At 61.9% G+C, this 13,320-nt stretch carries 13 protein-coding genes; 3 read left to right on the forward strand and 10 right to left on the reverse strand.

The genetic code is table 11. From position 1 onward, the window contains the following. Positions 1–33: 33 nt before the first annotated feature. From U5782_RS02830 to U5782_RS02840, 3 genes are all read right to left on the reverse strand, one after another. Positions 34–969 (reverse strand): aldo/keto reductase, encoded by a 936-nt coding sequence (locus U5782_RS02830; RefSeq protein ID WP_322042341.1) that lies wholly within the window; start codon positions 967–969, stop codon positions 34–36. Next, positions 966–1,715 carry an SDR family oxidoreductase gene (locus U5782_RS02835; RefSeq protein WP_322042342.1) on the reverse strand — a complete coding sequence of 250 codons (750 nt, stop codon included), beginning with the start codon at positions 1,713–1,715 and terminating at the stop codon, positions 966–968. Before U5782_RS02835 ends, U5782_RS02830 begins: the two co-directional genes overlap by 4 nt. 774 nt (positions 1,716–2,489) lie before the next feature. After that, positions 2,490–3,239, reverse strand: coding sequence for a TetR/AcrR family transcriptional regulator (locus U5782_RS02840; RefSeq protein ID WP_322042343.1), 750 nt, complete (start codon positions 3,237–3,239; stop codon positions 2,490–2,492). Positions 3,240–3,480: 241 nt separating this feature from the next. On the opposite strand from U5782_RS02840, the gene U5782_RS02845 reads away from it, so the two are divergent. Then, on the forward strand, positions 3,481–4,566 hold the full coding sequence (locus U5782_RS02845; RefSeq protein ID WP_322042344.1) for a LacI family DNA-binding transcriptional regulator: 1,086 nt from the start codon (positions 3,481–3,483) through the stop codon (positions 4,564–4,566). A gap of 120 nt (positions 4,567–4,686) precedes the next feature. Continuing rightward, positions 4,687–5,994, forward strand: coding sequence for a histidinol dehydrogenase (hisD, locus tag U5782_RS02850; protein ID WP_322042345.1), 1,308 nt, complete (start codon positions 4,687–4,689; stop codon positions 5,992–5,994). Positions 5,995–6,094: 100 nt separating this feature from the next. On the opposite strand, the gene U5782_RS02855 is transcribed toward hisD, so the two are convergent. From U5782_RS02855 to U5782_RS02885, 7 genes are all read right to left on the reverse strand, one after another. Next, entirely contained in the window at positions 6,095–6,874 is a 780-nt protein-coding gene (locus U5782_RS02855) for an SDR family NAD(P)-dependent oxidoreductase (protein WP_322042346.1), read from the reverse strand. Positions 6,875–6,905: 31 nt separating this feature from the next. After that, positions 6,906–8,105 carry a multidrug effflux MFS transporter gene (locus U5782_RS02860; RefSeq protein ID WP_322042347.1) on the reverse strand — a complete coding sequence of 400 codons (1,200 nt, stop codon included), beginning with the start codon at positions 8,103–8,105 and terminating at the stop codon, positions 6,906–6,908. Between the two features lie 149 nt (positions 8,106–8,254). After that, the gene (locus U5782_RS02865; protein WP_322042348.1) at positions 8,255–9,142 is read right to left on the reverse strand and encodes an acetoacetate decarboxylase family protein; all 888 of its coding nucleotides are present in this window, start codon (positions 9,140–9,142) and stop codon (positions 8,255–8,257) included. Positions 9,143–9,188: 46 nt separating this feature from the next. After that, on the reverse strand, positions 9,189–10,052 hold the full coding sequence (locus tag U5782_RS02870) for a fumarylacetoacetate hydrolase family protein (RefSeq protein ID WP_322042349.1): 864 nt from the start codon (positions 10,050–10,052) through the stop codon (positions 9,189–9,191). Positions 10,053–10,087: 35 nt separating this feature from the next. Further along, positions 10,088–11,020, reverse strand: coding sequence for a VOC family protein (locus U5782_RS02875; RefSeq protein ID WP_322042350.1), 933 nt, complete (start codon positions 11,018–11,020; stop codon positions 10,088–10,090). A 139-nt stretch (positions 11,021–11,159) separates the two neighbouring features. Then, positions 11,160–11,792, reverse strand: coding sequence for an NAD(P)H-dependent oxidoreductase (locus U5782_RS02880; RefSeq protein ID WP_322042351.1), 633 nt, complete (start codon positions 11,790–11,792; stop codon positions 11,160–11,162). 39 nt (positions 11,793–11,831) lie between these two features. After that, positions 11,832–12,425, reverse strand: coding sequence for a flavin reductase family protein (locus U5782_RS02885; RefSeq protein WP_322042352.1), 594 nt, complete (start codon positions 12,423–12,425; stop codon positions 11,832–11,834). A gap of 446 nt (positions 12,426–12,871) precedes the next feature. Here U5782_RS02885 and U5782_RS02890 point away from each other — a divergent pair, with 446 nt between their 5' ends. Beyond that, entirely contained in the window at positions 12,872–13,306 is a 435-nt protein-coding gene (locus U5782_RS02890; RefSeq protein ID WP_322042353.1) for a hypothetical protein, read from the forward strand. Positions 13,307–13,320 lie beyond the last annotated feature (14 nt).

Consider the following 13,320-nt stretch of genomic DNA (forward strand, 5'->3'; position numbering starts at 1 on the left):
CATGGGCCGGGAGCTTCGCTTCCGGCCCATGTTTCATGATGTTTTCGGAATCGGCGCGCAAGCCTCGGACAGTTGCGCGAGTTCGCCGGTCGTGAGCTGAACCGACGCGGCCTGCAACAGTTCGGTCAGTTGCTGCACGCTCAACGCTGCACTGACAGGCGCCGCCACGGCAGGTTGCGCGGCAAGCCACGCGAGTGCGATGGCCGCCGGCGACACGCGATGCGCCGCTGCGAGGTCCTTCAACAGGTCGAGTAGATCGGCTTTGCGCGCGTCTGCCCAATACATCGCAACGAGCCCGGTCCACGGCGGCGGAACGGCGTCGCCCTGCCCGTACGCGCCCGCGAGAAAGCCATGCGCCAGACCTCCCCACGGAACCTCCACGATCCCCAGTTCGGCGATGGTCGGCAGCAACGCCAGCTCAGGCTCGCGCTCGACGAGGTTGTAGTGATCCTGGGCCACCGCATACGGCGTGAACCCTTCTCGCGCAGCGATCGCTGCCGCGCTTCGCAGCCGATCCGCCGTAAAGTTCGACGCACCGATCTCGCGCACCTTCCCCGCACGCACCAGTTCATCGAAGGCGCTCAGCACCTCCTCCTGCGGCTGATCCGGGTCGTCGCGGTGCGCATAGTAAAGATCGACCCGGTCGGTGCGCAAGCGCACAAGCGACTCGTCAATCGCCCGCGTGATGTTCTCTCGCGAGAGCCCGGCACGATCCGGTTTATTGCCGACCTTCGTGGCAATCGTCACCCGGTTTCGCGTTCCGCGCGATGCGAGCCAGTCGCCGAGAATCGACTCGGACTCGCCGCCGGTGTGCCCGGGCACCCACACCGAATAGGCGTCGGCGGTATCGATCGCCTGGCCGCCCGCTTCGATGAAGGCATCGAGTATGGCGAAGCTCTGTTCGCGGTCGAGCGTATCCCCGAAGCCACCCGCACCGAGCACGAGTGAGCCGAAGTCCAGGACGGTCATCGCGCGGTCTCCCCCCCGTCGACAAAGATCGTCGTACCGGTCGTAAACGACGCCTCCGGCGAAGCAAGATACAGCGCAGCAGCGGCGATTTCCGCCGCGGTTCCCGGGCGCCCGGCGGGCAGGCCCGCGGTCATCTCCGCCACCACGCCAGGCGGGATTTCATGCGCCTGATCGGGTTCGAGCGTGAAGCCTGGCGCAATCGCATTGACGCGAATTTTCTGCGGACCCAGTTCGAGTGCGAGCGCACGGGTCATATTGATGACACCCGCCTTCGCCGCCGCATAGACCGCGCTGCCTACGCGGGCCTTGACACCCATTACCGAGGAGAAGTTGATCACATTGCCGCCGGTGCGCGCCATGACCGGCGCGGCCTTCTGCACGGCGAAGAACACCGCCTTCAGGTTGATGTCCATGATGTCGTTCCACTCGGTCTCCGTCGTTTCCGCGAACACGGGATTGACGAAGATGCCCGCGCTGTTGACGAGAATGTCGAGACGCCCATAGCGGGCATCGACCTCTGAAACCAGGCGTGCGTTTTCGTCAACCCGGGTGACGTCGGCGGCAATCGCCGAAGCATGGCCCCCGGCCGCTTCGACCGAAGCGACCACGGCCTCGAGCGGCGCAAGCGAGCGGCCGACTACGACGACTTTCGCCCCCTGCTCCGCAAAGGTGTGCGCAATCTGCTTACCGAGGTTGCGGCCACCGCCGATGATGACGCAAACCTGACCGTCGAGCTTTCCTGCCATGTTCGTTCTCCTGCATGTATTGAATTTGAGTAATGGATGCCACGCCGATCACCGTGATGCTCCCGCAAAAAACAAAGTGAACGGAAACGTACTGTATCCACAAAAATCTACGAATTCAAGCATGAAAACCCTTGCCAGCCAGCTCACGCGAGTGTGCGTCACCCTCAATTCCTCAGGTGCCAGCCTGATAGATACGCGCCTTTTTACGGGATTTATTTAGCGCCACGACGATTCGTCACCAGAAGGCGGATCATCGGGCGCTCAATGGCCGAAGCGAGCCAAGGGTGAGATCAATCAAAATTTCAACAGTACAGAATCGTACCTTTTTATACTTCAACCGCATCGACAGGCTATAATCCGGGAAAACACCAACGCTTTCCGGCCCAAAACCGCCGATCATGGACTCGAACACGACCCTTGCTGCACCTACCGCCCCTCATGCCATCCGCGGCCCTCGGACAAGCTTGCGTGCACTACTCAAACGAGCGCTGCGTCGTCATATGGAATCCTGCATGATTGTGGCCAATAGCCACCTCGCAGTTTTCGAGTTGTTCCGTTGAATACTAAAAGGCGCTACAGGTCACGCGCGTAGCCGCGCGAATATCGCCAGGAGACCGGGAACAGGGGACACTCAACCGTGCTTGATGACTTGCAGGCGCTGAAGCCAGCACCGGCACGGTTGATTCAGAGAAAACAGCGAACGCAATGCAGGCCTGCCGGGCGAGCAGCCAACGCTGCCACACACCCGCGCCGGCTATCGCGCATAAAAAGAAGTTACTTGCTGACGAGTTTCATGAGGACATCGTCGAGCAACATACGCACCACGCGATCATCAATGATCTCGTCGAGCATGGCGCGATGCAAAAGCACAGGTAGTGCAATTTCGGACACGAGGTTCAGATCCGTTTCCGGACCAATCTCCCCCCGCGCAATGGCCCGCTTCATCGGTCGCTGTAGCGACTCGCGATAGTTTTCGCGCGTCTCCTGCCGCATGAGCGCCATGATGATCGGATCGCGCTGGCCGCCGTCGATCAGCGCGATGATCAGACGCCGGTTCGTGCGCAGCATGGCTGCGGCGGATTCCAGAATGAGGCGCAGTTCTTCGCGCAAGGACCCAAGGTCGCCCGGGTCGCCAGGATGCGCCCCGTCGAAACTCATGCGAATAGCGTCGCGAATGAGTTCCGATTTAGTCGGCCAGCGCTTGTAGAGCGTTTGCTTCGAAGCTTGCGCGGCGGTCGCGATCGCGTCGATCGTGACGCCCTCGATTCCGCGGGCCGCAACCAGTTCCAGCACCACACGACGAAGATTTTCAAGCCGGATTTCACTACGCGGGCGAGACGAACCCGCCGCTTTCGGCGAGGATTCGTGATTCGGCTTCCCCGGCGCTGACGTCAAAACCGTATCGTCTTGATCAATGTCCTGTGCGGCCTTTTGCGATTTCTGTTTTCTCATGGGCTTCCCGGTTCGATATGGAGGCTCCTGCCCGTATGCTGGCGAACCGTTTTCGCGGCTATTGATCGTCATTTCTGCAAACCTTGCTCGTACTGACCAGGGGTCTGGCGCGCCCTTTACGTTCTCGTGGGCGGCGTGCGCGACCAGGCAGGTATGTCGCGTGGGCGAGAACTAAACAGTTCGATGATACCATGCATCCGCACGCCGATTGATCGGGTCAGCGGCGTCCTCGCTATTCGCAATCGCCTTGATTTGTCGAGCGAAAAGCATCATCGAGAACAAACGATCAAGAGATGACGAAAGGAGTTCGTTCATGAGCAGCAGCGGTCCGACCCGGCGCCCGGCCACCGCACACGAAGTGGCCAAACTTGCTGGCGTATCGCAATCGGCTGTATCGCGTGTCTTCACCCCGGGCGCCAGCGCGTCACCCGCCACGCGCGAACGCGTCCTTGCGGCCGCTGAACAGCTCGGCTATCGCCCCAATCTGGTGGCCCGTTCCTTGATCATGGGGCGCTCGCATCTCATTGGCGTCGTGGTCCCCGGCAACGGCAATCCGTTTTATCAGCAGGCGCTGGAGCAGCTTTCCGCGGCTTTTGCGACTCAAGGGTATCGCGTACTGCTGTTCACCACCGACCAGGATATGCCGTCCGATCCGGTTCTGGAGGAAGTGCTGCGCTACAAGGTGGACGCCCTCGTACTCGTCTCGACCGGTCTTTCGTCGCGCTTCGCTGAGGAGTGCCTCCAGATTGGGCTGCCGGTCGTCATGTTCAACCGCAAGACCGACAGCGACGCCTCCTCCAGCGTCACGGGAGAAAACCGCAAAGGCGGCAAGCGGGTCGCGGAGTATCTTCTCGCGGGCGGCCATCGCCGCTTCGCCTATGTCGCCGGGCTCGAACAGTCGTCGACGAGCCGGGATCGCGAAGCCGGCTTTACGCAATGTCTCGCCAAACACGGCATACAACAGATCGAGCGACAGGTCGGCGGCTATTCCGCTGCGGGCGCGGAACGCGCCATTCGTGCACTGCTCTCGCTCAAGCGCGCGCCCGATGCCGTTTTCTGCGCCAACGACCATATGGCGCTGATCGCCATCAGCATCGCACGCGGCGAATTCGGCCTTGAACCCGGCACCGATCTTTCGATCGTGGGCTTCGACGACATCCTCATGGGCACATGGCCCATCTTTGGACTCACCACGTACAGCCAGCCGGTCGGCCGCATGGTCGAGCGCACCGTCGAGATCGTGCTTCGCCAGCTCGCGGATCAACCGGCCGCGCCGGTCCAGGACGTCGTCAGCGGCCAACTGATCGTGCGCGACTCCGCGAGAAAGCCGAACGCTGGCATCACCGTCGAAGGCGACCGCCGCACCTGGGCCCCGCCCGCCGCCGTCCGCGCCCGCTGACACCCCCGCGCGGGTTTACGCTAACGCCGATTTGCTTGCCGCCACTGCGCCAATGATCTAATGTGCTTGCAATTGCATACGTATGCAAAACCCTGTTCAACGACGATACGGAGATGTGGCATGGCGATATGGCTCAAGAAAGGCGCTGAAGCCGAAGTGGTCAAGGCGGCGGCAAAAGAAGTGCGCGAAACGGTGGAATCGACGCTCGCCGATATCGAGGCGCGCGGCGACGCAGCCGTGCGCGATCTCTCGATCAAGTTCGACAAGCTGGACCGCGACGACTACCGCCTGACGCAAAAGGAGATCGACGAGTGTCTGTCGCAACTCTCGCCGCGCGACCTTGCCGATATCCAGTTCGCTCAGACACAGGTCGAGAATTTCGCGAAGCATCAGCGCGCCTCTGTGCGCGACATCGAAGTCGAGACGCTGCCGGGTGTGGTGCTTGGTCATCGGAATATCCCCGTCAATGCCGCTGGGTGTTATGTACCGGGCGGCAAATACCCATTGCTGGCGTCCGCGCATATGTCCGTGATCACGGCGCGCGTCGCCGGCGTCAAGCGCATCATCACCTGCGCCCCGCCCTTCAATGGCAAGCCTGCTGCCGCGATCGTCGCCGCGCAGCACATGGCGGGCGCAAGTGAGATCTATTGCCTCGGCGGCATCCAGGCCGTTGGCGCGATGGCGATCGGCACGCGCAGCATCGCGCCAGTCGACATGCTCGTCGGGCCGGGCAACGCCTTCGTCGCGGAGGCCAAGCGTCAGCTCTTCGGCCGTGTGGGCATCGACCTCTTTGCGGGGCCGACGGAAACGCTGGTGATCGCAGACGAAAGCGTGGACGGCGAAATGTGCGCCACCGACCTGCTGGGTCAGGCAGAACACGGACCCGATTCGCCCGCCATTTTGCTGACCACCTCGGAAAAGCTCGCCAGGGACACCATCGCACAGGTCGAGCGACTGCTCGACATCCTGCCCACAGCCAATATCGCGCGCCAGGCGTGGCAGAAATTCGGTGAAGTCATCGTCGCTGAAAGCGATGACGAAATGCTTCGCATTGCAGATGAAATTGCTTCGGAACACGTTCAGGTCATGACCCGCGACCCCGACTGGTTCCTGCAACGCATGACCAACTATGGCGCGCTGTTCCTCGGCCCGCGCACCAACGTCGCATTTGGCGACAAGGCCATTGGCACCAACCATACGCTGCCGACGAAAAAAGCCGCGCGTTACACGGGCGGCTTGTGGGTCGGCAAGTTCCTCAAGACCTGCACGTACCAGAAGGTCCTGACCGACGAAGCGTCGACGACAATCGGTGAATACACCTCGCGTCTGTGTGCGCTGGAGGGCTTCGCCGGTCACGGCGAACAGGCGAATCTGCGTGTACGCCGCTATGGCCAGAAGGACGTGCCCTACGCGGGCATCGCCATCTGAGCAATCCGCTGCACAGTTTGAACATGGGAGCCGGTACACTGCGCGTCCGGCTCCCATCATCGACGCCCATCGCTTTCGCGTGCGAGGCCCGACAAACGCGCTAGTCAGCCGTCCATCCGCCGTCGATCAACAACGAAGAACCCGTGACCATGCCAGAGGCGTCGCTCGCGAGATAGATCAGTCCGCCTAACAGATCGTCGACACGCGCGAGGCGGCCAAGCTTGATCTTGCTGAGGACTTGCGTGCGGAAAGCGTCATCTGCGAGAAAACCCGCTGTCATCGGCGTCTCGATGAATGTCGGGCATAGCGAGTTCACGCGAATGCCCAGCGGCGCAAGTTCGACCGCCATCGCTTTAGTGAGCCCCTCGACCGCGAATTTGGACATGCAATAGAGCGTGCGGTTGGCCGCACCCACATGCCCCATCTGCGACGAGACATGAATGACCGAGCCCCGAATGGCGCCCTGCGCCATGCGCGCGCATACGGCTTGCGATACGAAATACGTCGCGCGAACGTTGAGATCCATGACGGCGCTGTAATCAGCCGGCGTCACGTCCACCATCGGTTTTGGGCGATTCGTGCCCGCGTTGTTCACGAGAATGTCGAATGGCGGCAGGTCGTTCACGAGCGCGCGAATCGCGGCAGCGTCGCTAACGTCAACGGCGATGGCGTGCGCTTCGCCGCCGCGATCACGGATAACAGCGGCAACTTCATCGATTTCGCTGGCAGTGCGCGCAAGCAGGGTCACGGCAGCACCGGCGTCTGCCAGCGCCGCAGCCGCACCCGCGCCAATCCCTCGGCCCGCGCCCGTGACCAGCGCACGCCTGCCGCCCAGATTGAACGCTGGCGCGCGCGGCAAGTTAATCGATGACTCGTTCATTTCAGTTTCCCTTTTTATATGAATGCCAGTGTCAGGCGTGCCGCTCCGAGGCAGGTTCTCTGAGCAGCGGAAAGAACGCGGCGAGAGAAAGGCAACCGGGCACCAGCATGCAGATCGACATGGCCAAAGGCGTGCCGTCGTAAAAGTGGCCCGCGAGCGAACTTGTGACACCCGCGAGTCCGAACTGGAGCAGGCCGAGCAACGCCGACCCGCTTCCCCTGTTCGCGCCTGCTGCTGCCATTGCCCTGGACGTGCTGGTGGCCGCGGCAAGCGGTATTCCCGAAACCGACACGGTCAGCACGAGAAAGAAAATCTGGACGGCAACGTGCCTCCCGCACAGTAGCAACGCAAGCGCCCCAAGCACGTTGACCGACATCGACACGACGAAAACCCGCTCGGACGACATCTTGCGCAACAGCCGTCGCGAGCACTGCGAGAATCCCATCATCCCGACCACGACGCCTGCAAAGATCCAGCCATACAGACTTCGATCGATGCCGAAAAACGACATGAAAACGGCGGGAGATCCGGATATGAAGGCAAAAAGACCCGCGAACGCCAGTGCGCCTGCAAGCATCGGCAGGACAAACGCGCGAGTGCGCAGCAACCGCACGGATGCCAGCGCTGCGTCGCGGAATGCAGCGCTGCTGCGTCCATGCGGGGGCAACGTCTCCGGCAACATGACGCTGACGGCCGCGAGACAAACGAGTCCAAAGACACTCAGAAAGAGGAATATCGCACGCCAGCCAAGCCACGTGACAATCAGGCCGCCCGCAACGGGCGCCACGATAGGCGCGAGCGAGCCGACCAGCATGATGACCAAGAACTTGTCGGCCGCCTCGCGTTCGTCATAGAGATCGGAAACGACCGCGCGGCAGATAATCATTCCGCTGCAACCGCCGATTGCCTGAAGCAGCCGCAGTAAGACGAAGACGCCGATCGTAGGCGCGAAGCAAAGTCCAAGCGAAGCCAGCGCAAACAGTGCGATGCCAAATTGCAGAGGAAGTTTGCGCCCGTACCGGTCAATCGCGGGGCCATAAAGAACCTGCCCCGCGGCCAGACCGAACACGAACACGGAAAGCGTGGCCTGCACTGAACCCAAATCGGCGTTGAACGCAGCCGCCATCGCAGGAAATCCGGCGAGATACATGTCTGTCGAAAACGGCGCGAACGCCGCCAATGTGGCAAGCGTCGCGATCAATCGAAACTCATTCAGGTTTCGATCTGCCATGACGGATCGTTCATGCATCTGCGCAATTCCGGGTAAGAGAAGAATCCAGCTGTCGATGAATAGCCGATTAGATAACGATCAATATGAAGTAATGCTCACGATATTCTTTTACGAGCACGGGTCGCACTGCCTTGCGATCCGTGCTGCATTCAGGCTTCCACAGAACGAATCACGTTGGCGCTCACCGCCACGCCCGGTCCCGAGAACTCGATCATTTCCGCGCCCAGATATTCGACAATCTCAAGATCCGCGAGACCGTTGACCACATGGAACGTCGTGGGCAACTGCTCGAAGGTCGCACGATTCCATTTCACCGATCCGCCCGTCCCCTTCCACTTGCGGAAATTCGCGTCGCTGAACTTGATTGGCGAGGTATCGCCGGCCGCGCCGGGCAACGGCTGCGACGTCGTCGCATACGCGATGTCGCAACCGCCGCTGCCTGAAGGCCCCGTGCGGGGCATGTATTTGTAGAACAACGTGGCGCCGCCGGGACCCGGCAGTTTCTTGTCGCCGGTGGTTTCCTCAAGACCGTGCAGATCGATTTCGAAGAAGCGAAAATCGAACCACGAAGCCTCCCCGCCTGCGGTGCCCGTCGCGTGATCGATGCGTAGATCGGGGATGTTCGCGAAGAGTTTGGGAAAGCCCAGTTCCTCACGGCCCGTCAGGATCGCATCCGGAATGCCTTCGAACAGCACCGGGCAAAATGCCCCGTCGATGGTTTCCGTTTTGCCGTGATAGACGACCGGCACTTCGACATTGAGAATGCCGTAGCCGCGGCCGGCCAGCCAATAGAGGTTATGAAACCAGGCAAGCGATACATGGACCTCCGGCTCGCCACGCAGCGCAAACCCGGGCGGCAGGATCCGCTCCAGACTCGCGCGTTCCGTGCGGTAGCTCACGGTCATCCATTGGGCTTTCATCGTGCCGGTTTCTTCTGGCGTCCAGATCGTGCCATCGGCTTTCTGGCGCGGGCCCGGTGCGGGACCGAACACGGCGGGCATGCGATAGCGCACACCAGGTTTGAATTCCACAGTCATCGACCCTCTCCTCTATTCGAACAGTTTCAGCATGGCAACTGGCGCGTCAGACCGGCTCGTCGGCCACCGCGTTTTCGATGTGACCGAGGCGCTCGATTTCCACACGCACGATATCGCCCGGTTGCAGGAATTTCCCCAGCGCAATGCCCACGTTCGCGCATGTGCCCGTCGCAATCAGATCGCCGGGTTCGAGCGTCATCACCTGGGATAGCTCATGAATTTGCTGCCAGATGTTGTGGATCATGTCGCCCGTGCTCGCTTTCTGACGCGGCTCGCCATTCACCCACAGCTCCATCTGAAGCGCGTGCGGATCGTCGATGTCATCGGCAGTCGTGATCCACGGACCAATCGGGCCGTGGCTGTCGAAAGATTTGCCGAGCGTGAATGTCGGGCTCTTGAATTGCCAGTCGCGCGCGCTCACATCATTGGCGACGAAATAGCCGCCGATCACGCTGGGCGCGTCTTCGACCGACACATAGCGGCAGCGTTTGCCGATCACCACGCCCAGTTCCGCCTCGTAATCCATCTTCTCCGAGACGCGCGGTTTGTAGATCGGATCGTACGGGCCCGTAATGCAGGTGACCTGCTTGTTGAACCACAACTGGTTCTTCGGCACCGTCATACCCGCCTTCGCCGACTCTTCGGCGTGGTCGTGATAGTTCATGCCGATGGCGAGGTACTTCTGCGGATCGGGAATCGGCGCTTCAAGACGCACCTCGGCAAGCGGCACGCCGGAGGTCGCGCCAGCCAGCTTGCCGGTGAGCCGGTCAATGAGCGCGGGACCGGCGGCCAGCACTTCGCGGATCGTCGACGGCGCCGACGCATCGAGCGACGCCAGCGGCACGACGCGATCCTCCACCACCGCACCGATCGTCGTGACATCGCCGTAGGTATAACGTGCGAGCTTCATTAAGCTGTCTCCTGAAAAGACGTTCTGGAAAGCGATTACCGGAAAAATTCCGGCGACAGGGGCGGCGCCCACTGGCTCAATTCGTTGTCGGTGATTTCGGCATGGCCCACCGGCGTGTGATCGTTGACGAGATCGCCGTCGGTCCAGTGCTCGATCTTGTTGCCGAACGGATCGCGCCAGTAATCGAAAATCTGGCTGCCCTGCACGTGACGACCCACGCCCCACGTGTGCTGGTAGCCACGTTCGCGCAGATGTTCGCCGCCCTGGTACAGATCGTCTAGATCGATCACTTCGTAGGCCGAATGATCGAAGCGCGCCGCACCGTCCTGCGTGGCCACCAGCGCGATCGTGTGGTGATCGGTCCACTGTTCGCCCAGGCCGCAATGCAAAAAGGCCGCAATCGTGTTCTGGTCGCTGCCGGCCCAATAGGTGTCCGAAACACGGAAGCCCAGCACATCGCGGTAAAAGGCCAGCGTTTGCGCGAAATCCGGCACCAGCACGGCCACATGACCAAGACGCACGACGGCACTCGGCTTGCGGCCAACGCGAATCGTCTTGCCAAAGCGCTGCCGCTCTACCGAGGCGTTCATCGCAAACGGCTCACGTGCGGGCAGCGGCGCGTGACGCGCCTGTCCATGCAACACGTCGACCACGAACCCCGCGGGATCGGTGAAACGCACGCGCTTGCCACCGCCCGGTTCGGGGTTGTCCTCCACGACCGACCCCAGGCGGCCCGCGAGTTGCTCAAGATCGGCCAGCGATTGCGCCAGAAAGCCGAAGCCCAGCGTCGCATTGCGCTCGCCGAGTTCGCTGACATGCGCGTGATGAACGGGACTCGCCGCGCGCATGTACAAGGCGCTGCCCGTATGCGCGACCCGGTGCAGGCCAAAGTCGCTCAAGAACTCTTCCATGCGCGCGAGGTCCGTGACCTGGTAACGCACATACGCGATATCCGCGACGGTAACCACTGCTTGTCTCCTGTCGATCAGAGCGATCGCTGATTCCATGTAAAACTGCCGGCCGGATACGGTCGGTCTCGTGATGCACGCCGCCAGCGAACCGCCTTGCCGGCGGCGGTGCTTTGCTGGAATGGATGTCCGGGCTGCCTTAAGGCTTCGGCCCCGCGCCCGGCGGCGGCGGGGGCGCACCCGGCGGGAGTTCGCGCTTGCGCAACGGCACTTCCTTGCGCAGGGGCTCCAGCGCGTTGGTCCAGCGCAGCAGTTCGTCGAGGTGGAACGGCAGCGTGGCGTCCATGATGGGCGTGGTCGAGAGCACGCCGTCCTGCACCTGCTTCATCACGAAGGGAATGGCGACGCCGTCCGAAATCGGCATCATGCGAACCGCCGTTACCGCTTCCTTGAGCGCCTGCACGGCGCGCAGGCCGCCCGACAAGCCGCCATAGCTCACGAAGCCAACCGGCTTGTACGTCCACTCCCAGTACAGGTAGGTGATCGCGTTGAGCAGGCTCGCCGGCGCGCCATAGTTGTATTCCGGCGTGACAAAAAGGAACGCATCCGCGGAGCCGACCAGCTCGCTCCACTTGCGCGTGCGCTCGCTCGTGTAGTTGCCCATGCGTGGATGATGCGGCTCGTTGAAGAGCGGCAGATCGAGTTCGGCGAGGTCGGCGATGTCAACCTCGAAACCCTCGTGCTTTCTTGCGGCTTCGGCTGCCCAGCGGGCGATGGGCAGGCCGAGCCGCCCCGGGCGCGTGCTCGCGATCACAATCAGTAGTTTCGGCATTGTCTTCCTTGGTCGAATGGGTGGGGATAGCGTGCCGGACTACTCCGGCAGCCTGGATTTCACGTCGATCCGATGCCAGGCGCGGTCGTGATAGACGAGCGGTGCATGTTCCTGGGAGAGCGAAACATGTGCGTCAAGCGCATGGCATGCGATGACGATCGCGCCGCCCACCTGCATGCGCAATTGCTCGACAACACGGCCGAGCACCCGCACGGGCGCATCGACGAGATACGGCTCGCCGCCCGGCAGGCGATCCCATAGCGTGGTGTCCGCGAAACGGTCCACGCCCCTCGTCGAAAAGATCTGCGCGACGTGGCGTTGCTCAACGCCCAGCAGATGGATCACGACCGTCCCGGCGTTGGCGATAGCCTGGGCCGTGGTCGATGCCGACGAGAGCGAGAAAGCGAATAAGGGCGGCTCCGCGCTGACCGAGAAGACCGAAGTCGCCGTCAGCCCGACCGGCCCGTTGCCGTCGTCAGCCGTGATGACCGCGACCCCGGCGGGATGCGTGCGAAACGCCTGCCTGAACGCGTCGGGTGACAGACCGCCAGCGGGCGTCGACGGCGCGGCGCCCTCTTCGGCTACAGCGCCATCGCGACTGAGCGGCCCATCCTGGTGAGACAAGAATCCCATGAATGCCCCCGGCTTCAAAGTGTACGTTTTAGTACTATATCCGCACCAGTCTAACGCCGCAAGATCATGGTCAACCCTGGTCAACCGCGCGTGCCCGCGGCGGATTCCAGCACTTGCACGCAGCGTCGCGATCTCTTCTTAATCCTTATAAATACTGGTTTCATAGGATTTTCTGCTAACTATCGATCACCTGATCGCCCACCCTCGCTTGCATCAAGAGACGTCTAGGGAGTTTCCCTATCGCTCAATTCGATCATTGACAGAACCGTTTCGTTTCCAAGAAACTGCGCTTCATCGCGATACGACGCGTCCGGCATGACCGGAAGGCGTTTCGCAATCGACACGAGGAGGAGCACATGAGCACAGAGAGGCCAGCCGTCGCCGAGGGATATCGATTCGACGGACCCATCGCCACGATCTCGGACCCGTCGTTCTTTCGTCGATGGATGGACGACGACGACTATGTGGAACGACTGGTCCGTTCCGCCGATCCTGCCGACACGGCGCGCAAGCTGGTCGCCGTCGCGTTCCAGCGCGAGTTGGCGCAACTGATTGCAAGCGGGCGAGTGGCCGAAGGCATCGACGATCTTCTGGCGAAATTTATTTCGGATACCTATCGACAACACGATCCGCATCTCGCCGACGGACGCGAGTCGCTTGCGCAGTTCTTCCGCGGTGCGGCCGCAGCCGGTGTCGATCTGTGGCCACCCATGCCCATCTGCGTGATGAACGATGGCGATGTCGTCGCATTGCTGCTTCAGGGCGTCAACGATCGCGGCCTCGAGCGCTTTATCCCGACCATGTTCCGCGTACGCGACGGGGTGATGACCGAGCACTGGAGCGCCGCGGCGCCGCCTCCGCCCGCCGCGCCGACCCGATAGCGATGCGATACCAC

The organism is Paraburkholderia sp. J67, from assembly GCF_905220265.1.
Lineage (GTDB): Bacteria > Pseudomonadota > Gammaproteobacteria > Burkholderiales > Burkholderiaceae > Paraburkholderia.

Bases quoted from the DNA above. Each gene is read 5' to 3' on its own strand.
- U5782_RS02830 (WP_322042341.1), bottom strand. From the start codon at position 969: ATGACCGTCCTGGACTTCGGCTCACTCGTGCTCGGTGCGGGTGGCTTC.
- U5782_RS02835 (WP_322042342.1), bottom strand. From the start codon at position 1,715: ATGGCAGGAAAGCTCGACGGTCAGGTTTGCGTCATCATCGGCGGTGGC.
- U5782_RS02840 (WP_322042343.1), bottom strand. From the start codon at position 3,239: ATGACGATCAATAGCCGCGAAAACGGTTCGCCAGCATACGGGCAGGAG.
- U5782_RS02845 (WP_322042344.1), top strand. From the start codon at position 3,481: ATGAGCAGCAGCGGTCCGACCCGGCGCCCGGCCACCGCACACGAAGTG.
- hisD (WP_322042345.1), top strand. From the start codon at position 4,687: ATGGCGATATGGCTCAAGAAAGGCGCTGAAGCCGAAGTGGTCAAGGCG.
- U5782_RS02855 (WP_322042346.1), bottom strand. From the start codon at position 6,874: ATGAACGAGTCATCGATTAACTTGCCGCGCGCGCCAGCGTTCAATCTG.
- U5782_RS02860 (WP_322042347.1), bottom strand. From the start codon at position 8,105: ATGGCAGATCGAAACCTGAATGAGTTTCGATTGATCGCGACGCTTGCC.
- U5782_RS02865 (WP_322042348.1), bottom strand. From the start codon at position 9,142: ATGACTGTGGAATTCAAACCTGGTGTGCGCTATCGCATGCCCGCCGTG.
- U5782_RS02870 (WP_322042349.1), bottom strand. From the start codon at position 10,052: ATGAAGCTCGCACGTTATACCTACGGCGATGTCACGACGATCGGTGCG.
- U5782_RS02880 (WP_322042351.1), bottom strand. From the start codon at position 11,792: ATGCCGAAACTACTGATTGTGATCGCGAGCACGCGCCCGGGGCGGCTC.
- U5782_RS02885 (WP_322042352.1), bottom strand. From the start codon at position 12,425: ATGGGATTCTTGTCTCACCAGGATGGGCCGCTCAGTCGCGATGGCGCT.
- U5782_RS02890 (WP_322042353.1), top strand. From the start codon at position 12,872: ATGGACGACGACGACTATGTGGAACGACTGGTCCGTTCCGCCGATCCT.